This is a genomic window from Reyranella sp. CPCC 100927, from assembly GCF_007859315.1.
Lineage (GTDB): Bacteria > Pseudomonadota > Alphaproteobacteria > Reyranellales > Reyranellaceae > Vineibacter.
Genome location: NZ_VOHA01000001.1, coordinates 1,148,552 through 1,168,503, shown reverse-complemented (window position 1 = coordinate 1,168,503; position 19,952 = coordinate 1,148,552). Strand labels below are relative to the sequence as shown.

Here is a 19,952-nt window from a genome sequence, read left to right as displayed (position 1 = left end):
CCCGAGCGCAGCGAGGGATCTTTCGATGCAGGCGCACCCGTGCGTCACTTGCAGAAGATCCCTCGCTGCGCTCGGGATGACAGTGCGATCGCATTCGACCGAAACAGGTTCTAGTCGAGCTCGAACGTGTCCTTGTAGTCGCGCTTCAGCGACGGGTCCTGCACGTCCTTGCGCAGCACGCAGTTGCCGACCACCAGCACCTCGATCTCGCTGCCCATGAAGCAGCGAAAGGCGTCCTCGGGCGTGCACACGATCGGCTCGCCGCGCACGTTGAAGCTGGTGTTCACGATCACCGGACAGCCGGTGCGGGCCTTGAAGGCCGAGATGAGATCGTAATAGGCCGGGTTGGTTTCGCGGTGCACCGTCTGGATGCGTGCCGAGTAGTCGACATGCGTGACAGCCGGAATGTCGGAGCGCGGCACGTTCAGCTTCTCGATGCCGAACAGCGCCTGCTCGTCCGCCGTCATCGCGCGACGGCGGCGCTCGACCACCGGCGCGACCATCAGCATGTAGGGGCTGTCGGCTTCGATCTCGAACCAGTCGGTGACGTCCTCGCGCAGCACCGACGGCGCAAACGGCCGGAACGATTCGCGGTACTTCACCTTGAGATTGAGCGTCTTCTGCATCGAGGGCGACCGCGGATCGCCGAGGATCGAACGGCCGCCCAGCGCGCGTGGCCCGAACTCCATGCGGCCCTGGAACCAACCGACCGCCTTCTCGTCGGCCAGGGCCTGCGCCGTGGCGTCGATCATGCCTTCGTAGGACAGGACATCGAACTTGGCGCCGGCCGCCGTCAGCCGGGTCTCGATATCGGACTGGGTGTATTGGGGTCCGAGATAGCTGCCGTCCATGCCATCGAGATGGCCATTGACGGTGCGCGGCTGGCGGCAAAAGCCGTGATAGGCGGCAAAGGCGGCGCCGACTGCGCCGCCGGCATCACCTGCCGCCGGCTGCACCCAGATGTTGTCGAACAGCTTCTCGCGCAGCACCTTGCCATTGGCGACGCAGTTCAACGCCACGCCACCGGCCAGGCACAGGTTCTTCACGCCGTTCTCTTTGGCCACCGAGCGGGCCAGCCGCAGCACGATCTCCTCGGTCACCGCCTGGATTGAGGCCGCCAGGTCCATCTCGCGTTGGGTCAGCCGCTCCTCGGCCTTGCGCGGCTTGCCGCCGAACAGCGCGTCGAACTTCTCGTTCGTCATGCGCAGGCCGGTGCAGTAGTCGAAGTACTCAAGGTTGAGCCGGAACGAGCCGTCGTCCTTCAGGTCGACCAGCTTGTCGAGGATCATGGCCTTGAAGCGCGGCTCGCCGTAGGGCGCCAGCCCCATCACCTTGTACTCGCCGGAATTGACCTTGAAGCCGGTGTAGTAGGTGAAGGCCGAGTACAGCAGGCCCAGCGAGTGCGGGAAGTGCAGCTCGCGCACCATCCGCAGCTCACTGCCCTCGCCGATCGCCAGCGACGTCGTCGCCCACTCGCCGACGCCGTCCATGGTCAGCACCGCCGCCTTTTCGAACGGCGACGGAAAGAAGGCGCTGGCGGCATGGCTCTGATGATGCTCGCCGAACAGCAGCTTGTTGTGCCAGTCGAAGTCGGGAACCCAGCGCTTGAACTCGTCGCGCAGCAGGGTCTTCTGCAGCAGCTTTTCCTTGAGCCACACCGGAATGGCCATGCGGAACGATGTGAAGCCGCGCGGCGCGAACGCCAGGTAGGTCTCCAGCAGCCGCTCGAACTTCAGGAACGGCTTGTCGTAGAAAGCGACGAAGTCGACGTCCCTGAAGTCGATGCCGGCGTGCTGCAGGCAGAAGTCGATCGCCTGTTGCGGAAAACCGGCATCGTGCTTTTTGCGCGTGAAGCGCTCTTCTTGCGCCGCCGCGACGAGCTTGCCATCGACCAGCAGCGCCGCCGCACTGTCGTGATAGAACGCCGATATGCCGAGTATGCGCACCACAGCGCTCCACCGCCGCAATCAGAAGATCGTATAGATGAACGGGCCGATCGCGGTCTTGGTCAACACCAGCAGCGCGCCCAGCATCACCATCACCACGATGATCGGCAGCAGCCAGAACTTCTTGCGCACCCGCATGAAGTCCCACAGTTCCTTGATCAGCCACATTGTCTGGTTCCCCTGGCGCGACTCAATACTGGTTGCGCATTGTCTCGGGCGATGGCCCCGGCGGCTGCCGTTCGATCCAGTAGCTGGGCGCGGCAGGATCAAGCTTCAGGCGCAGCAGGTCCTTGCCCCGCCAGCGCATGAGCAGCCCGATCGGCAGCATGACGCCGAAGAACATGATCCCCAGGATGATTGGATTCATGACCTTGCCGATCATCAGGCCGACGCGCATCCAGCCGCGGTTCAGCGGCCCCAGCACACGCGGCGCCGCCAGCGCCAGGACAGCAAAGACCGCGGCCACCGCGAGCAGGTACGGCCAGCTGGCACCGTGATGCCACCATACGTAGGCCGCGATGAGCGCGAACACGCCCGCGAAGACCATCCCGAACGAGCGGTCGGAGCTGCCGCCCGGATGCTCCTCGCGTGTAAAATTTTCGTGTGTTTCCGGGGCCTTAGCCATGCGCCGCGCGTGGTGTCATCGAATGGTTTCCAGGGGTCCAAGTGACGGATTCGCCACGGAAAGTCAATCAACGCTCCCAGGTCCGCCGGCCCGCACCGCGACAAACCGGGATGGCGGCCCGGCCATGATGCGCTATACGGCCCAGCCCACCCGATCATGCCCGTCATTCCAACGGAGCCTGCCATGCCCCGCCCCACCTGGAGATCCCTACTCGCGGTTCCGGAGCCGCTCCTGCTGCCCGTCGCGCACGACGCGCTCTCGGCCCGGCTGATCGAGGTAGCCGGTTTCCGGGCAGCCTCGGTGGGTGGCTTCGCCCTCGTGGGAACGCGTCATGGCATCCCCGACATCGGCCTGGTCGGCCTCAAGGAGATGGCCGAGGGCGTGCGCGACATCCTGGCGGCCACCACACTGCCCCTGATGATCGACGGCGACGACGGCTACGGCGACGTCAAGAACGTGACGCGCACCATGAAGACCTATGAGCGACTGGGCGCGGCAGCGATTTTCATCGAGGACCAGGTCTCGCCCAAGCGCTGCGGCCACATGGCGGGCAAGAGCGTCGTGCCGATCGACGTCATGGAACGCAAGATCAGGGCGGCCGCGGCGGCACGCGACAGCAGGGAAACGTTCCTGCTTGCCCGCACCGATGCGCGGGCCCTGGAAGGGCTGGATGGCGCCTTGCGGCGTGGCGAACGCTATCTCGCGGCCGGTGCCGATGGAATCTTCATCGAGGCGCCGGTGTCGATCGCCGAACTGGAGCGTATCGGGCGCGCGTTCAAGGGCACGCCTCAGCTCGCCAACATGCTGGAAGACGGCGCCACCCCCCTGATGACGCCGCAAGACCTCTACGGCCTCGGCTTCCAGATGGTGGCTTACCCGGTGTCGCTGTTGTTTCGCATCGTGCACACGATGCAGCGCGCCCTGGCCGACATGCAGGCCGGCACGCTTCGCCTTCAGGGCGAAGGCGTCAGCTTTGCCGATTTCAAGCGACTGACCGGCTTTGACGACTGGGCAGCGATCGAGGATCGCTTCAACCGCTGACGGCGGCGCCCGGCGCGCCGCCGCTCCAACGCGATCGTTAGGCCGCCACCACGGAAGAAAGTTCGCGCGACGATGTCGCCTGCATCAGGATGGACCCTACCATCCGGCGCATCGTGGCGGCGGCGGCATCGAGATCCAGTCCGTAGGTCATGCGCAGGCCAAACCACATCTGCCAGTCCGACGCTGCCAGCAGGGCATCGACGGTCTGCTTGCGCTCGGCCTCGGGCATGCGCATCAGTTCGGGTGCGAAAGCGCTCTCGGCACGTTCGCGAGCGAACAATCGGCCGGCGGTCACGCCTGCAGCGATCTTGGGTGAGCGCGGCTGATGCAACGCCACGGCACGCCGGAACGGCAGCAGCGCCTCGTTGATCTGGATCCGCATGCGCATCAGCGCATCCAGACGTTCTTCCCACGGCAGTGTCGACTCGATGGGCTTGGCCAGCGGCATCAGCGACTCGACCACCTGCTGCGCCACCGCAGCGAACAGAGCTTCGGTATCGTCGAAATGCTGGAAAATCGACCGCGTCGAGACACCGGCGGTCCGGGCAATATCAATGACCCGCGGGGTCGACTCGCCGCCACGGATCAGGTCGATCGTGGCATTGACGATGCGTTCCCGCGTCCGAGCTGCGCGTAATACACGGCCGTCGATCTTAGGCCTCGGCCCCCCCGCGATTGCACCCTGCGGCGTGGCGGCTGTTGCGTCACTCATGTTCCAACTCCGGGTTTGCCGACCGTTGAGCGGCCGTGTGTCGGTCCCCCGTTCCCCACAACGGAAAATTCATTCGAAATATTACTATTCAAGCCTTCGCATGCAGATCGACCCGGAATCGTTAATCACCCGCCAACCTCACGTTATTTCACACCGCTGCGCCCATCAGCCCTGTGACAATCTTGTGCCACACACCTTGCGCGTCTTCCGCCGACAAATCGTGGAAGCGGCGCATGTTCATCCACAAATCCCAGTCCAAAGCGGCCCGCAACGCATCGAGCGTCAGGCGCCGGTCGGTGGGCTGAAGGCGGTCGAGTTCGGGGCGGAACGCCCGCTCGATATGCTGGCGCACCAGTGCGCGCGCCACCTTGGCGCGCTCGGCCATCGCCGGCGATGTCGCCTCGACGCTGATGGCGGCGAAACGCACCGGCAGCACCCGCTCGCAAACGGCCGCCCGGTGGGAGACAAAGGCTTCGATCCGCGCCGACAGCGGGCCGGTCGGCTCGATCGGCTGCCACTCGGCCTGCGCCTCGGCGACGATTTCGTCAAAGACGACCAGGAACAGCGATTCGACTTCCTGGAAGTGCTGGAACACCGAGCGCACCGATACGCCGGCGCGCAGGGCGATCTCCGCCACTTTGGGCAGGGCGGACGTCTCTTCCACCAGGGAACGGGTCGCGGCAACGATCTTGCGGCGCGTATGTTCGGCGCGCAGGTTGCGACCATCGATCCGGGTTTCGGGGCCGTCACCGGTGGCGGCGGGGACTGCAAGGGCCAGCGTCGTCATCATAACCTCTTCATCACGAGTGCCCGCCCGGCCTGTGGCCGCACCACAAACCAGACGTCGGGCGACGATTCAGCAGGCTCGGTCAACCGTAAGGGGCCGACCAGCCACCGAGTTTTTGTCCCCCGTAAACTCGCTCACTGCGCGTAGATTCCACATCTGGTCTACGCGTCAGCGATCACCTGAAAGCACCGCCCGCTTTCAACGTGTCTGGTGTACGGACAGCATGTGGCTCTATCAAGGCAACCTTGGTGCGAAAATGGTTCAAGCTGGACGAGACCTGCAGAGGTAGTGAAATATGACGAACGACGTTCAAGCGGTGTTGTGGGACTTTGGCGGCGTGATCCTCAGCAGCCCTTTCGATGCGTTTGCGGCCTACGAACGGGACGCCGGCCTTCCCGAAAATTTCATCCGCGGCCTGAATTCACGCAATCCTGATACCAACGCCTGGGCCCGGATGGAACGAAGCGAAATCAGCACCGACGAATTCGCCACGCTGTTCGAAGCCGAGGCACAGGCGCAGGGCCAGCGAATCGATGGCCATCGGGTGCTGTCGGTGCTCAGCGGGACGATCCGAGAGGAGATGGTCGAGGCTTTGCGGCGGGTGCGCACGCGCTATCGCGTCGCATGCATCACGAACAATGTGAAGACCGGCAGCGGCCCCGGCATGGCGCGCGATCCCGAGCGGGCGCGCCAGATCACCGAGATCATGACCCTGTTCGAGCACGTGGTGGAGTCGAGCCTGCTGGGCCTGCGCAAACCCGACCCCCGCATCTATCACCACACCTGCGACCTGCTGGGCGTGGCGCCCGAACGCTGCATCTACCTCGACGACCTCGGCATCAACCTGAAGCCGGCCCGTGCCATGGGCATGCGCACCATCAAGGTCGTCGATCCGGCGCAGGCCATCGGCGAACTCGAGGCCATGACCGGCATGGCCTTGCGCTGAGCCATGGAAGCCACATTGCCGGGAGCGTGGCCCTGGATGACAATGATCGCATGAGCGTGCCCACGGAACCGGACGTCAGGAGCCAAAGACCGCGGCGCCTGGCCAAACCCATTACCGTGAAGCGCCTGGAGAACGTGGCGGCGGCTTATGTCGCGCGCTACGACGCCTCCTCGGCCCGGCTGCGCACGGTCCTGATGCGCCGTATCGACAAGGCCCGCACCCACGACATGCCGGTCGTCGACAACGCCGAGGCCGTGATCGACTCCATCCTGGCCCGCTACACCAAGGCCGGCGTCATCGACGATGCGCGCTATGCCGAACGCAAGGCCGGCAGCCTGCATCGGCGTGGGACGTCGTCACGCCACATCCGCGAGAAGCTGAAGCTGGCCGGCATCGATCGGGACGATGTCGAGCGGGCCCTCGACGTGGCGCGCGACGAACTGGCCGTCGATGCGACCGGCATGGACCTGCAGGCGGCGCTGGCCTTCGCCCGCCGGCGCCGGCTCGGCCCATTCCGGGCCCCTGCCGATCGCGCGGAGCGGCGCAACCGCGACCTGGCGGCGCTCGGCCGGGCCGGTTTCAGTTTCGACATCGCCCGGCGGGTGATCGACACCGACGATCCCGACGCGCTGGGCAGGGACGGGCCATAGCCATGTTTGGCCGCATCCGCCTGTGGTCCGGCCTGGTGCTGTTCACCTATGCCACGCTGCATCTGCTGAACCACACGCTGTTGCTGGGTCCGTTACGCCTGGCCAACGACGCCTTGGTGCTGGCCGCGTCGATCTGGCAGAGCCTGCCGGGCACGGTATTGCTCTACGGCGCCTTGCTGACGCATGTCGGCCTGGCGCTGTGGTCGTTCTTTCGCCGTCGGCGCCTGCGGCTGATGCCGTCGGAATGGGTCCAGCTCGTGCTGGGCGCCGCGATCCTGCCGGTCGGCATGACGCACGCCGTCGTCCACCGTGCCGGCGCCGGACTCTACGACTTCCCACCCAATTACTTCCTGGTGCTGCAGTCGCTCGGCGACAGCTGGACCTTCGCCCTGCAGCAGATGGGCCTGGTGCTGATCGTCTGGATCCATGGCTGCATCGGGGTCCACGCCTGGCTGCGGCTCAAGCCCGGCTACCGGCGCTGGCTGCCCACCCTGTTCGGTTTCGCCGTCGCCCTGCCGGCGCTGGCCCTGGCCGGCGCAACGGCGGGTGCCCGTCAGGTGGCCGAGATCACCGCCGATCCCGAGCGCGTGGTCGACACGCTGCGGGCGTTGGGCATCACGGCCGAAAGCGTGCGCGACCTCTATCGTCTGAGCGACACGCTGAAGGCGATCGCCGGCGGGTTGCTGGTTGCGGCCATCATCGCACGTCCGCTGCGCGAGTGGTGGGAACGCCGCCGCGGCGTGGTGCGCGCCGTCTACAGCGCCGATCGCGTGATCGTCGTGCCGGCCGGTCCGTCGCTGCTGGAGATCAGCCGCGGCGCCGGAATCCCGCACGCCGCGGTGTGCGGCGGCCGTGGCCGCTGCTCGACCTGCCGCACGCGCGTCAGCGGTCGCGACCGCACCCGTCTGCCCGAACCGAGCGCCGACGAGGCCAAGGTGCTGGCGCGCATCAATGCGCCCATCAACGTGCGCCTGGCATGCCAGGTGCGCCCGCCGCCGGGCGAATATCAGGTGACACCGCTGATGGCGGCCTCGGTCGGTCCCAGCGAAGCCTGGCGCCGTGTGTCCGGCCATGGCAGCGAACGGTTCATCGCCGTGCTGTTCGCCGACATCCGCGGCTTCACCGCCTTGTCGGAGGGGCGGCTGCCGTTCGACGTAGTGTTCGTGGTCAACCGCTATTTCCGCGCCATGGGCGGCGCCATCGAGGCCGCCGGCGGCCATGTCGACAAGTTCATCGGCGATGGCGTCATGGCGCTGTTCGGCGTCACCGGCGATTCGGCCCGCGCGGCACGCCAGGCGCTCGATGCGGCGCGCCGCATGTCGGTGGCGCTGAAGGAGCTCAATGACACACTGAGCGCCGACCTCGAACTGCGCCTGCGCATCGGTATCGGCGTGCATGTCGGGCCGGCCATCGTCGGCGAAATGGGCTACGGCCAGGCGCTGTCGCTGACCGCCATCGGCGACATGGTCAACACGGCCAGCCGGCTGGAGGGCATGACCAAGGAGCTAGCCTGCGAACTGGTGGTGTCACAGGACCTGGTCGAGCGCGCCGGCGTCTCGCTGGACGGCACGCCACGGCATGAGATCGACGTGCGCGGGCGGCGCGGCAAGCTCACCGTGTACGCCATTGCCGACGCCGGCCTGCTGCCGGCGGACGGCGCCTGGCCGGTGCGGCCCGCGCCCCCGGAAGCCGCCGCACCAGCGCCGGCCTAGCCTGGGGGCCGCCGCTCGTCCTACTCTGGCGCCATCACCGGTGGGGAGAATGGGTATGGCCGGCACGTCTGGGGCAGCCGTCACGATCTGGCACAATCCGCGCTGCAGCAAGTCGCGCGACACCTTGGCCCTGCTGCGCGAGCAGGGCGTCGACCCTGTAGTGCGCGAGTATCTCAAGGAGCCGCCGAGCCGCAAGGAAGTCGAGACCTTGCTCGACCTGCTGGGTGGCGAACCACGCGCCCTGCTGCGCGACGGCGAGGCCGAATTCAAGTCTACCGGCAGGAAGGCTGCCGGCATCAGCCGCAAGGACGTCGTCGACCTGATCGCAGCACACCCCGTCCTGCTGCAGCGACCGGTCGTCGTGGCGGGAAAAAAGGCCGCGATCGGCCGCCCGCCCGAGGCGGTGTTGAAGGTGATCGGCTAAAACATCGTTTTGAAGGGAAGGCAAAGCCTTCGGTGGTGTTAAGGCTTCGTGGCTCGACAGGCTGACCATGAAGGCCAGGACCGGCGCATCGATACTGCAACCGCCCGGACCTAGGGCAACAACGGACGCCGCAAGGCGCCATGGCGTTCGCCGTCCGGCGAGCGGGGGGACAAGGAGCGCGCCATGGTGCAGCGCCTGCGCCTGATCTCGGGCATCACGCTGTTCGTCTTCGTGACGACGCATCTGCTGAACCATGCGCTCGGCCTGTTCTCGATCAGCGCCGCCGACCATGGCGTCGCGGTCTTCGCCGCGATCTGGCGCAATCCGGTGGGGACCACCGTGCTGTCGCTGGCGATCCTCACCCATTTCGGGCTGGTGCTGTGGTCGGTGTTCCGCCGCCGCCGGCTGCGCCTGTCGCGCTGGGAATGGATCCAGCTGGCGCTGGGCCTGTGCATCCTGCCGATCGGGCTGGGCCACTTCGTCATGGTGCGCGGCGCGCACGAGATCAACAACGTCACCACGGCCTATTTCTGGGTGCTGTGGCCCATGGTGGCCGATCCCTGGAACGCCGTGCGGCAGTTCGGCCTGATCCTGATCGTCTGGATCCACGGCTGCATCGGCCTGCACTTCTGGCTGCGCCTGAAGCCCTGGTACCGCCGCTCGATCGCGTTCTTCTATGGCGCCGCCCTGATGGTGCCGACCTTGGCGATCTGCGGCGTCGCCGTGGCGCTGCGCGAGGCCGCCGACATCTTTCAGGACACTGACAAGCTGATGGCGCTGGCCCGCGCGCTCAATGCGCCGGCGGACCGTGCCGCCATCGACCGCCTGCGTGACCTGTCCGATATCCTGATCGTGGCGGTGGTCCTCGTCGTCGCGCTGGTCCTGGCGGCGCGGCCCCTGCGCGCCGCGTGGGAGCGCCGCAAGGGCCCGGTGCGCCTGGAGTATCCGGAAGGGCGACTGGTGTCGCTGCCGGCCGGCCTCAGCCTGCTGGAGATGAGCCGGGTCGTGGGCGTGCCGCATGCGTCGGTCTGCGGCGGCCGCGGCCGCTGCTCGACCTGCCGCGTGCGCGTCGCGGGCCCGGACGCCGAGCGCCTGCCGGCCGCCAGCGCCGAGGAAGTGCGCGTGCTGCGCCGCATCGGCGCGCCCGAAGGCGTTCGTCTGGCGTGCCAGACGCGACCACCGCCGGGCATCTATACCGTCACGCCCATGCTGCCGTCGAACGCCGACACGCGCGATGTGCTGCGCGGTGACTCGGCAGCCCACGGCACCGAGCGGGTGATCGCCGTGCTGTTCGCCGACCTGCGCGGCTTCACCGCCATCGCCGAGAAACGCCTGCCGTTCGACATCGTCTTCATCCTCAACCGCTATTTCCGCTCGATGGGCGATGCCGTGCATGCCGCCGGCGGCCACGTCGACAAGTTCATCGGCGATGGCGTGATGGCGGTCTTCGGCCTGCGCACGGACAGCGCCACGGCCGCCCGGCAGGCCCTGGACGCGGCGCGGCGCATGTCCATTGCGCTGGAGATGCTCAACGACTCCCTGACCGGCGAACTCGACCAGCCGCTGCGCATCGGCCTGGGTGTCCATGCCGGCCCGGCCATCGTCGGCGAGATGGGCCATGGCCGCACCACCAGCCTGACCGCCATCGGCGATACGGTGAATACCGCCAGCCGGCTGGAAAGCCTGTCCAAGGATTTCGGCTGCGAGCTGGTCGTCTCGCAGGAGCTGCTCGATATCGCCGGCGTTACCCTGCTGGGCTGGCAGCGCCACGACATCGAGGTGCGTGGCCGCGAGCGTCGCATGGCGGTGCGCGCCGTGGCGCACGCCAACCAGCTGCCGCAATCGTGGTAAGAGCAGGCATCAGGTCCACGCCTGCTTCCGGAGGTCCCATGCGTCGTACCGTTGTCCTTGCGCTCGCCGTCCTGCTGGCCGCCACCAGCGGCGCCCATGCCGCCGGCGGCAGCGATCCGGCGCCGGCCGCCCGGCCCAGCAACCCCGATTACGATGCCGGCAAGGCCGCGGTCGAGAAGGGCGATTTCCCCACCGCCATCACGACGCTCAAGCGTGTGGTCGTCACCGACCCCAAGAACGCCAACGCCTTCAACCTGCTGGGCTTTGCCACCCGCAAGTCTGGTGATCCGCGCGGCTCGCTGCAGTACTACCAGCAGGCGCTCGCCATCGACCCCAAGCACATCGGTGCCCACGAGTATATCGGCGAGGCCTACCTGATGCTGGGCGACGTGGCCCAAGCGCAGCAGCACCTGGCGCGGCTGGACCAGCTCTGTGTTTTCGGCTGCAAGGAACACCGCATGCTGAAGGACGCGATCGCCGCCCACCAGAAAAGCGCCAAGCCGAAGTGATGTTTTCTCCCCCCAGCTTTGTGGCTGTCGGATTCACACATTGTCGCTGCGACTGAACCGCGAGAAACACGATCATTCCTGGGAGCGCGGGCGTCCCGCCCGCTCATGTCGGGCGAGAGCAAGGCTTTCGCCTTGATGCGGGCGGGACGCCCGCGCTCCCAGGGCTCGCCTTGCTCGCAATGACAGCGAAATCGCGATGAGATGTGTGAATGCGACAGCAACTTTGTGGGGCGAGGCTTAAAGCGTCACGCCGCCATCGACGTGGATCACCTGGCCGGTGATGTAGCCTGCCAGCGGTGAGCACAGGAATGCGATGGCGGCCGCGATTTCGGCTGGCCGGGCGAAACGGCCGGCCGGGATGGCACGCTCCCATTCGGCCTTACGGCCCGGCGTCAGGGCGGTGTGCGTACCGGGATCCTTCTCGACGAAACCGGGTGCGACGCAGTTCACGCTGACACCGTAGCTCGCCATCTGCACGGCAAACGCCTTGGCCATCGCCTCGATGCCGGCCTTGGCCGCGGCGGTGGCGGGAAACACCGGCAGGCCGCGCCCCATGGCGTGGGCCACGAAAGATGATACGGCCACCACCCGGCCATCGCTCGACTTCTCGAGCCACGGCCGCACCGCCAACAGCAAGTCGAAGAAGGCGTTCTGCATGGCCGCCATCGACGCTTCGTAGCCAGGCCGGTCGAGTTCGCCGATCGGCCGGCGGTCGGCAAAGCCGGCGTTGCTGACCAGCACGTCGAGCCGCCCGAAATGCGCTGTCGTCGCGGCGACGATCGCCGACGCCGTGCCGGTAACGGAGAGATCACCTTCCACGACCAGTGCCGTGCCGCCAGCCGCCTCGATCTCACCCGCGACCCGGCGCGCGCCATCGAGATTGCGCCGGCCATGCACGGCGATGCCAATCCCGGGTGCCGCCAGCGCCCGGCACGTGGCCGCCCCGATGCCCGAGGACCCACCGGTGATGAGACAAACGCGATTCACATCGGGCATGGGCAATTCCTCTCCGTCTGCCTCTGATTCCGTTGATCGATTCCCAGAAAATCATCTGACGCAATCCGGCCAAACGAGTCTGCATGTTTTTTCTGCAGGCCGGTTCGCGATTGCTAATCACCCCTTGCGAGATGCGGTTTCCTTTTGCCTAGGTCAGCGCATCGACAATGTCTGCCAGATGAGGCGAGGCCGCCGACTCGCATGCAAGCATCCGATGACGATGATTTCATCAGCGACGGCGCGATAATAAAGCCCGCACCGAAACGGCAGGAGGTACGCACAACGAATGTCGTGGCGCACGACAGCGTACATCAGTGGTGTCTGCGCCAGGAGTTGCTCAAGCAGAGAGATGCGGCGAAGAAACGTTTGCCGACCGCGGGAGACTGCTCGGCAAACCAATGGAACGCCGTAGCGATATCCTGTTCCGCCGGCTCGGTGTACGTAACCCGATAGATCACAGAGAAACGCCGAGCTTATCGGCAATCTCCTTGAGTGTTTTTCGGGGCGCATTCGGATTTCGAAGATGCTCTCGGTACCGCTCCTCAAGAAGCACTTCCTGCTCAGGGGTCAGATCAGGCACCACCTGGGCGACCTCGACATCGTCCCAAATGCCGTCGATCAGTTCCAGACGCTCTTCGAGCGTGAGCTTGGCGATTTCTTGGCGTAAACTCGCATTCATCGACATACCGTACCACCCACGTGGTTCGTCACCAATGCCTCCACTGTCGGCCGTTTGCACTTGCGTATTCCGGTATCGATTTCAAGGCGCCTTGACGGCGCCTCGGCGTTCATGTTATTGAGCGATTACTCATTTATGACGCCCCCGTCAAGTACGGACACCCTCAGTTGATCACGCTCTACGATCTCAAGCCGCGATTCCAGGCGCTGTTGCGGCCGCTGGCCGGCGGCCTGGTGCGGGCCGGCATCACGGCCAACCAGGTGACACTGGTGGCGGCGCTGGGTTCGATCGTGGTCGGCGTCATCGTCGTGCTGTGCGCGCCGGCGCGCTGGCCCTTCCTGCTGCTGCCGATCTGGCTGTTCCTGCGCATGGCGCTCAATGCGCTCGATGGCATGCTGGCACGCGAGTTCGGCCAGAAGAGCGCGCTGGGCGCCTACCTCAATGAGATCTGCGACGTCGTTTCCGATGCCGCGCTCTATCTGCCGTTCGCCGTGATCGCGCCGTTCACGCTGCCGATGGCGGGCCTGGTGGTCTTTCTGGCGGCGCTCAGCGAATTTGCCGGCGTGCTGGGCGTCATGGTCGGCGCATCGCGGCGCTACGACGGTCCGATGGGCAAGAGCGACCGCGCCCTGGTCTTCGGCGCGCTGGGCTTATGGATCGGCATCGGTGGCGCCCTGCCGTCCTGGCTGGCATGGTTGCTGCCGCTGGTGGCGGCGCTGATCGCGCTCAACATCGTCAACCGCGTACGCCGCGGTCTGGCTGAAACGACGTCATAACGCCACGAGGGCGACGGGGACTGCATGCGGATTGCCGAGGAAAAGACCTTCACCACGCACGATGGTGAGGACCTGTTCTATCGCTACTGGCCGTCGACCGGCACGCCGCGCGGCGCGGTGGTGCTGTTCCATCGCGGGCACGAGCACTCCGGCCGCATGGCGCACCTGGTCGACGAACTCAACCTGCCCGACTTCGCCTTCTTCGCCTGGGATGCGCGCGGCCATGGGCGCTCGCCCGGCGTGCGCGGATTCAGCCCAAGCTTCGGCACCTCGGTGCGCGACGTGCAGACGTTCGTCGACCATATCGCCGCCACCTACGGCATCGCACCGCAGGACATGGCGGTGGTGGCGCAGAGCGTCGGCGCCGTGCTGGTCTCGACCTGGGCCCACGACTACGCGCCCAAGGTCCGCTGCCTGGTGCTGGCGTCGCCGGCCTTCAAGGTGAAGCTCTACGTGCCGTTCGCACGGCCCGGACTGGCGCTGCTCGAGCGCTTCAAACCCGGCCAGTTCGTCAACAGCTACGTCAAGGCCAAGTTCCTGACGCACGACCCGGAGCGGATCGCCTCCTTCGAGGCCGACCCGCTGATCACGCGTGCGATCTCGGTCAACATCCTCACCGCGCTCTACGACGCCGCCGACCGCGTCGTGGCCGATGCGCGCGCCATCACCATCCCTACCCAGTTGCTGATCTCGGGCGCCGACTGGGTGGTGCACCACGGACCACAGCACCTGTTCTACGAACGGCTGGGTACGCCGTTCAAGGAACGTCACGTGCTGCCGGGCTTCTACCACGACACGCTGGGCGAGCTGGGCCGCCCCGTGGCGGTGGCGCACGCCAAGCGTTTCATCACCGAGCGCTTCGCCGAACCGCTGCAACGGCCGGCGCTGCTGGACGCCCATCGCTGGGGCTACACGCGCGACGAAGCCGACGCGCTGGCAACCCCGCTGCCGCTTGCGTCGGCGCGTGGCCTCTACTGGGCCATGACCCGCGCCTCGATGAAGATCGGCGGCTGGCTGTCGCGCGGCATTGGGCTTGGCCACAAGACCGGCTTCGATTCGGGCTCGACCTTGGACTATGTCTATCGCAACACGGCCGAGGGCCTGGGTCCGATCGGACGCCTGACCGACCGCGCCTACCTCGACTCGATCGGCTGGCGCGGCATCCGCCAGCGCAAGGTCCATGTCGAGGAGCTGATCCGCAGCGCCATGAAGCGCCTGCGCGATAGCGGCCAGAAAGTGCGCATCATGGACATCGCCGCCGGCCACGGCCGCTACGTGCTGGAGGCACTGCAGGCGGACGGCACGGCGCGACCCGACTCGATCCTGTTGCGCGACTACAGCGACCTGAACGTCGAGAGCGGATCCCGGCTGATCGTCGAGAAGGACCTGATCGACATCGCCCGTTTCGTGAAGGGCGACGCCTTCGATCGCGACGACCTGGCCAAGGTCGAACCGCGGCCGACGCTGGGCATCGTGTCGGGCCTCTACGAGCTGTTCCCCGACAACGCCATGGTGCGTCGCTCGCTCGATGGGATGGCCGCCGCCGTGCCACCGGGCGGCTATCTCGTCTATACCGGCCAGCCCTGGCATCCGCAGCTCGAGCTGATCGCGCGCGCGTTGACCAGCCATCGCGGCGGGGCCGCTTGGGTGATGCGCCGCCGCACCCAGGAAGAAATGGATCAGCTCGTTGCCGCCGCCGGTTTCCGCAAGCTCGACCAGCGCGTCGACGAATGGGGCATCTTCACCGTATCGCTCGCCCAGCGCGTCGAGGATGCGTAAATGGGCTGTTTTGGGTTTTCGGACCACGCGCGTCCACGCGCGCCTCGGCGCACTAGCGCCGATACTCTTTCGCTCTTCGCTTCGCTGCGAGCAAATGCGGGCGTGGACGCCCGCGGTCCAAAATTGCCATGACCACCACGACACCTGGTCGGCCGTGGCGGCGGGCGGCGGTGTGGTTGGTCATCCTCGCCGTGTTCTTCTATGCCACGTACGGGTTTGCCAACTGGCTGGCGTCGCAGCGCAGCGATGTCGGCCATGTCGTATTCGGCTGGGAGCGCCACGTCCCCTTCGTCGACTGGACGATCTTCCCCTACTGGTCGATCAACGCGTTCTATGGCCTGTCGCTGTTCGTGTGTCGCACCGAGACGGAACTGAAGGTCCATGTCCGGCGCCTGCTGACGGCGCAGGTGATCGCCGTCGCCTGCTTCCTGCTGTTCCCGCTCACCTTCACTTTCACCAAGCCCGAGACCTCGGGTCTCGCCGGCTTCATGTTCGAGTCGCTGGGTGCCTTCGACAAGCCGTTCAACCAGGCGCCGTCGCTGCACATCGCGCTGACGGTGATCCTGCTGGAATTTTATGTCCGCCACGCTGCGCCGGCCTGGCGCTGGGTGCTGCGGGCATGGTTCATCGGCATCGGCGTCTCGGTGCTGACGACCTACCAGCATCACTTCATCGACATCCCAACCGGCGCGCTGCTGGGCTTCTTCGCCCTGTGGCTCTGGCCGCTGGAGCGGCCGTCCCCCTTGAGCGGGGCCACGCTGAGCGCCGACCCGAAGCGACGGCGGCTGGCCGCAATCTACAGTGTGGGCGCGGTGCTGTGCGGGGCGATCGGCTTCGGCCTGGGCGGCGGGTGGCTCTGGTTCCTGTGGGGCACGGTGGCCCTGGCCATGGTGGCGGCATTCTACGCCCTCTTCGGCGCCGAGGGCTTCCAGAAAGGATCCGACGGACAGCTCAGCCTGGCCGCCCACGCGTTGCTGCTGCCTTACCTTGCCGGGGCCTGGCTGAACTCGCGGCTGTGGACACGCCGGCAACCGGAACCCGACCATGTCGCCGACGGCGTCTGGATCGGGCGCGTGCCGTCGACCCGCGATGCAGCCGCGCAACCGATACGCGCCATCCTCGACCTCAGCGCCGAACTGTCGGCGCCGCGCGGCGTCGCAACCTACCGCAGCTGTCCGACGCTCGACCTGGTGCCGCTGCAGCCGGCGCTGTTGCAGCGCGCCGCCGATACGATCGAAACCCTGCGCCGCGACGGCCCGGTGCTGGTCACCTGCGCGCTGGGCTACGGCCGTAGCGCCGCCGCTATTGCCGCGTGGCTGGTGCGCAGCGGTCGCGCCGCCGATACGACCGAAGCGCTCGCGATGATCCGCAGCGCGCGGCCCCGCATCACGCTCGATACGGCCGCGCTGGCGCGCAGCCTCGGCGACGCTGTCGCGCCGGCACCCCAGGCAGCCCGCGGGGCGCCATGAGCGATCCCACCACAGATGACCGCACCGTTGCCGGCATCGCCACGCACCTGCTGGCCCAGGGCGCGATGGTGCATCGCCTGTCGAGCGCGCTGACAATTGCAAGCCTGCTGGCCGTGCTTCTGCTGGTCCTGTTGCTGCCGCCCGCGCGCCACGCAACCGTGATCCTGGTGGCGCTGGCCGTCGTCGCTGGACTGGCAGAACTGTGGTTTGCCCTGCGCGTCGCTTTCGACGCCCGGGTGTTCAGGCTGCTGTCGCGCGGCGACTCGCCCGATGGCCTCACCCTGTCGGCATTCGATACGGCGATGGGCGCCCTGGGATTGATGCCACAGGACAAGCGCGGGCGTCCCATCGCGGCACGCTTGCAGGGCGCCCTGCGGCTGCTGCGCTGGCAGGTCGCGTTGCTTCTGACACAGGTCGCGATCTTGCTGGTCACCAGCGCGATCTTTGCCGTCCTGGGAGGCTGATCGCATGCTGGAGCGGATCGCGGCCACCGCCATCACCGTCTTCGCACGGCTGGTGACGGGCGTGCGCACCAACTGGCTGGGCTGCCGGCCCGAGCCGGTGCAGCGCATCTACTTCGCCAATCATTCCAGCCATGGCGACTTCGTGCTGATCTGGACGTCGCTGCCGCAAGCGCTACGTACGGTGACGCGACCGGTTGCCGGCGCCGACTACTGGCAGCAATCGGCGGCCCGCCGCTTCATCGGCGAACGCGTGTTTCGCGCCGTGGCCATTCCCCGCGGCGGTGGTGCCCAGCAGGCGCAGGACCTGATGTGTGCCGCCCTCGACGGCGGCGCCTCGCTGATCGTCTTCCCCGAAGGAACGCGCAACACCACCGAGGAGACCCTGCTGCCGTTCCGCAGCGGCCTCTACTGGCTCGCCAAGGCGCGGCCCGATGTCGAGTGCGTGCCGGTCTGGATCGCCAATATCAGTCGCGTGCTGCCCAAGGGTGAGTTCCTGCCCATCCCGCTGCTCTGCACCTTGACCTTCGGCGCGCCGATGAAGGTTGGTGCCGAAGAGGACAAGTCGGCCTTCATCGACCGCGCCCGCACCGCGCTGCTGGCGTTGAGCAGGCCGGATCATGACTAGGGCTACCGCATACGCCCACGCTCCCGGGTCAAGAGGAACAAGAAAATGACAACCCAGGAACACACGCTGGCGCTGTTCGCGGGCATCCTCGGGCTGCTGGTCATCGCCTCGGCGGTCGGTGGCGTCCTGGCGTGGCGCAGCGGCGGCAACAGTCCCACCATCGCCAACCTCAACGCGCGCATCAAGGCGTGGTGGGTGATGGTGGCGCTGATCGCCGTGGCCTTCGTGTTCGGCAAGACCGGTGTCATCGTACTGTTCGGCCTGTCCTCGTTCCTGGCCCTGCGCGAGTTCCTGACGCTGACACGTACGCGACGTGGCGATCACATCGCCATCGCCGGCGCTTTCTTCATCGTGCTGCCAGCCCAGTACATATTGATCGGCATCGACTGGTACGGCCTCTACTCGATCTTCATCCCGGTCTATGCCTTCCTGGTGATGCCCATCGTGGCGGCGCTGCGCGGCGATACCCAGAATTTCCTGGCGCGCATCGCCGAGGTGCAGTGGGGCCTGATGGTCTCGGTCTTCTGCGTCTCGCACGTACCGGCGCTGATGACGCTCGATATCCCCGGCTACGAGGGCCGCCAACTGCTGCTGATCGCCTTCCTGGTGCTGGTAGTACAGTCGAGTGACGTGCTGCAGTACGTCTGGGGCAAGCTGTTCGGCCGCCACAAGATCGCGCCGCTGCTGTCGCCGTCGAAGACCGTCGAAGGCTTTGTCGGCGGCGTGCTCAGCGCCTCGGCATTGGGCGCCGCCCTGTGGTGGATCACGCCGTTCTCGCCCGTGCATGCCTTCGGCATCGCCCTGCTGATCACCCTGATGGGCTTCTTCGGTGGCCTGGTGATGTCGGCCATCAAGCGCGACCTCAACGTCAAGGACTGGGGCCACATGATCGAAGGCCATGGCGGCATGCTCGATCGCCTGGATTCGGTGATCTTCGCGGCACCCATCTTCTTCCACGTCGTGCGCTTCTGGTGGACGCCGTAGCGGCCTCCTGACCCTCTCACGTTCCATTAAACTTATTGGTTGACTATTTCCTGTTCTCCCCTATATTAAACCATATGGTTGAACAATATCTCACCGCCGTCTTTCACGCGCTGTCTGACCCGACCCGGCGCATGATGCTGCGGCGTCTCGCCGGCGAGGATCGCAGCATCGGCGAACTGGCAGCGCCCCTGCGCATGTCGTTCGCCGGGGCGTCCAAGCATGTGCGCGTGCTGGAGGGCGCCGGCCTTCTGCGTCGCCTGGTGTGCGGACGATCGCACATCTGTCACCTGCAGCCAGGGCCACTGGCGCTGGCCGACGATTGGCTGCGCGACTACGAGCGTTTCTGGACCGACCGGCTCGATGAGCTCGAGCAGGCGTTGCGTAAAGGCGAACCGAAACCGAAGAAAAGGAGCAAACGATGAGCGAGTATGGCGTTCACACTGAAGCTGGCGCCGTCCGGCTCGAACGCGTTCTGCCCGGCCCGATCGAGCGGGTCTGGGCCTATCTCACCGAAAGCGACAAGCGCCGGCAGTGGCTGGCCAGCGGATCGATGGACCTGCGTGTCGGCGGCCCGGTGGAACTGCATTTCAATCACGCCGAACTGTCGGCCAAGAAGGAACCGACGCCGGAGCGCTATAAGAAGTACGAAGGCGGTCACACCAATCGCGGCCGGGTCACGCAATGCGAGCCGCCACGGCTGCTGAGCTTCATCTGGGGTACGACGCCCGACGACGACTCCGAGGTGACGTTCGAGCTGAGCCCGCAGGGCGACAAGGTGCTGCTGGTCGTGACGCACCGCCGCCTGCGCGACCGGGCCGGCAAAGTCAGTGTCGCGGGCGGCTGGCATGTCCATCTGGACGTGTTGGTCGACATCCTGTCCGGCAACGCGCCGCGCCCGTTCTGGTCAGCCCTCGCCGTGGTCGACGACGAGTACGAACGGCGGTTTCCGGCAACGTAGCCCTGTTACCGAGACCACG

At 66.5% G+C, this 19,952-nt stretch carries 22 protein-coding genes; 15 read left to right on the top strand and 7 right to left on the bottom strand.

Annotated elements, in window-relative coordinates:
- Positions 1-110: 110 nt before the first annotated feature.
- From FQU96_RS05350 to FQU96_RS05345, 3 genes are read right to left on the bottom strand one after another with little or no spacing between them, the layout of a single operon-like run.
- The gene (locus FQU96_RS05350; RefSeq protein WP_146539769.1) at positions 111-1,946 is read right to left on the bottom strand and encodes a carbamoyltransferase; all 1,836 of its coding nucleotides are present in this window, start codon (positions 1,944-1,946) and stop codon (positions 111-113) included.
- Positions 1,947-1,967: 21 nt separating this feature from the next.
- Entirely contained in the window at positions 1,968-2,114 is a 147-nt protein-coding gene (locus tag FQU96_RS42110; protein WP_178130315.1) for a DUF5989 family protein, read from the bottom strand.
- Positions 2,115-2,136: 22 nt separating this feature from the next.
- Complete coding sequence (locus FQU96_RS05345) at positions 2,137-2,571, bottom strand: SxtJ family membrane protein (protein WP_146539768.1); 435 nt, start codon at positions 2,569-2,571, stop codon at positions 2,137-2,139.
- Positions 2,572-2,754: 183 nt separating this feature from the next.
- Here FQU96_RS05345 and FQU96_RS05340 point away from each other — a divergent pair, with 183 nt between their 5' ends.
- Positions 2,755-3,612, top strand: a complete 858-nt coding sequence (locus FQU96_RS05340; protein WP_178130314.1) for an oxaloacetate decarboxylase — start codon at positions 2,755-2,757, stop codon at positions 3,610-3,612.
- A 37-nt stretch (positions 3,613-3,649) separates the two neighbouring features.
- On the opposite strand, the gene FQU96_RS05335 is transcribed toward FQU96_RS05340, so the two are convergent.
- Together FQU96_RS05335 and FQU96_RS05330 are read right to left on the bottom strand one after the other, a co-directional pair.
- Positions 3,650-4,324 carry a TetR/AcrR family transcriptional regulator gene (locus tag FQU96_RS05335; RefSeq protein WP_146539766.1) on the bottom strand — a complete coding sequence of 225 codons (675 nt, stop codon included), beginning with the start codon at positions 4,322-4,324 and terminating at the stop codon, positions 3,650-3,652.
- Between the two features lie 148 nt (positions 4,325-4,472).
- Positions 4,473-5,111, bottom strand: coding sequence for a TetR/AcrR family transcriptional regulator (locus FQU96_RS05330; RefSeq protein WP_146539765.1), 639 nt, complete (start codon positions 5,109-5,111; stop codon positions 4,473-4,475).
- Positions 5,112-5,406: 295 nt separating this feature from the next.
- On the opposite strand from FQU96_RS05330, the gene FQU96_RS05325 reads away from it, so the two are divergent.
- The 6 genes from FQU96_RS05325 (at position 5,407) to FQU96_RS05300 (ending at position 11,203) form a co-directional block, all read left to right on the top strand.
- A complete protein-coding gene (locus tag FQU96_RS05325) occupies positions 5,407-6,057 on the top strand; it encodes an HAD-IA family hydrolase (RefSeq protein ID WP_146539764.1) in 651 nt (216 codons plus the stop codon).
- A gap of 50 nt (positions 6,058-6,107) precedes the next feature.
- Positions 6,108-6,707: a regulatory protein RecX gene (locus tag FQU96_RS05320; RefSeq protein ID WP_146539763.1), complete on the top strand. Its 600-nt coding sequence runs from the start codon at positions 6,108-6,110 to the stop codon at positions 6,705-6,707.
- Between the two features lie 2 nt (positions 6,708-6,709).
- Positions 6,710-8,419 (top strand): adenylate/guanylate cyclase domain-containing protein, encoded by a 1,710-nt coding sequence (locus FQU96_RS05315; RefSeq protein ID WP_146539762.1) that lies wholly within the window; start codon positions 6,710-6,712, stop codon positions 8,417-8,419.
- 55 nt (positions 8,420-8,474) lie between these two features.
- On the top strand, positions 8,475-8,843 hold the full coding sequence (gene arsC, locus FQU96_RS05310; protein WP_146539761.1) for an arsenate reductase (glutaredoxin): 369 nt from the start codon (positions 8,475-8,477) through the stop codon (positions 8,841-8,843).
- Between the two features lie 183 nt (positions 8,844-9,026).
- The gene (locus FQU96_RS05305) at positions 9,027-10,694 is read left to right on the top strand and encodes an adenylate/guanylate cyclase domain-containing protein (protein ID WP_146539760.1); all 1,668 of its coding nucleotides are present in this window, start codon (positions 9,027-9,029) and stop codon (positions 10,692-10,694) included.
- 38 nt (positions 10,695-10,732) lie between these two features.
- Positions 10,733-11,203, top strand: coding sequence for a tetratricopeptide repeat protein (locus FQU96_RS05300; protein ID WP_146539759.1), 471 nt, complete (start codon positions 10,733-10,735; stop codon positions 11,201-11,203).
- A 237-nt stretch (positions 11,204-11,440) separates the two neighbouring features.
- Here the strand turns inward: FQU96_RS05300 and FQU96_RS05295 are convergent, their stop codons facing one another.
- Both FQU96_RS05295 and FQU96_RS05290 read right to left on the bottom strand, forming a co-directional pair.
- Entirely contained in the window at positions 11,441-12,199 is a 759-nt protein-coding gene (locus tag FQU96_RS05295) for an SDR family NAD(P)-dependent oxidoreductase (RefSeq protein ID WP_146539758.1), read from the bottom strand.
- 454 nt (positions 12,200-12,653) lie between these two features.
- Entirely contained in the window at positions 12,654-12,884 is a 231-nt protein-coding gene (locus tag FQU96_RS05290; protein WP_146539757.1) for an addiction module protein, read from the bottom strand.
- Positions 12,885-13,048: 164 nt separating this feature from the next.
- On the opposite strand from FQU96_RS05290, the gene FQU96_RS05285 reads away from it, so the two are divergent.
- The 8 genes from FQU96_RS05285 to FQU96_RS05250 all read left to right on the top strand — a co-directional run bounded on the left by FQU96_RS05285 (position 13,049) and on the right by FQU96_RS05250 (position 19,933).
- Complete coding sequence (locus FQU96_RS05285; protein ID WP_146539985.1) at positions 13,049-13,654, top strand: CDP-alcohol phosphatidyltransferase family protein; 606 nt, start codon at positions 13,049-13,051, stop codon at positions 13,652-13,654.
- Between the two features lie 24 nt (positions 13,655-13,678).
- Entirely contained in the window at positions 13,679-15,433 is a 1,755-nt protein-coding gene (locus FQU96_RS05280; protein ID WP_146539756.1) for a bifunctional alpha/beta hydrolase/class I SAM-dependent methyltransferase, read from the top strand.
- Positions 15,434-15,561: 128 nt separating this feature from the next.
- On the top strand, positions 15,562-16,902 hold the full coding sequence (locus tag FQU96_RS05275) for a phosphatase PAP2/dual specificity phosphatase family protein (RefSeq protein WP_146539755.1): 1,341 nt from the start codon (positions 15,562-15,564) through the stop codon (positions 16,900-16,902).
- A complete protein-coding gene (locus FQU96_RS05270; RefSeq protein WP_146539754.1) occupies positions 16,899-17,366 on the top strand; it encodes a hypothetical protein in 468 nt (155 codons plus the stop codon). Before FQU96_RS05275 ends, FQU96_RS05270 begins: the two co-directional genes overlap by 4 nt.
- Before the next feature lie 4 nt (positions 17,367-17,370).
- Entirely contained in the window at positions 17,371-17,991 is a 621-nt protein-coding gene (locus tag FQU96_RS05265) for a 1-acyl-sn-glycerol-3-phosphate acyltransferase (RefSeq protein WP_146539753.1), read from the top strand.
- A 45-nt stretch (positions 17,992-18,036) separates the two neighbouring features.
- Positions 18,037-18,975 (top strand): phosphatidate cytidylyltransferase, encoded by a 939-nt coding sequence (locus FQU96_RS05260; protein WP_146539752.1) that lies wholly within the window; start codon positions 18,037-18,039, stop codon positions 18,973-18,975.
- Positions 18,976-19,010: 35 nt separating this feature from the next.
- Positions 19,011-19,397, top strand: coding sequence for an ArsR/SmtB family transcription factor (locus FQU96_RS05255; RefSeq protein WP_370461341.1), 387 nt, complete (start codon positions 19,011-19,013; stop codon positions 19,395-19,397).
- On the top strand, positions 19,394-19,933 hold the full coding sequence (locus FQU96_RS05250; RefSeq protein ID WP_146539751.1) for an SRPBCC family protein: 540 nt from the start codon (positions 19,394-19,396) through the stop codon (positions 19,931-19,933). Before FQU96_RS05255 ends, FQU96_RS05250 begins: the two co-directional genes overlap by 4 nt.
- Positions 19,934-19,952: the final 19 nt, after the last annotated feature.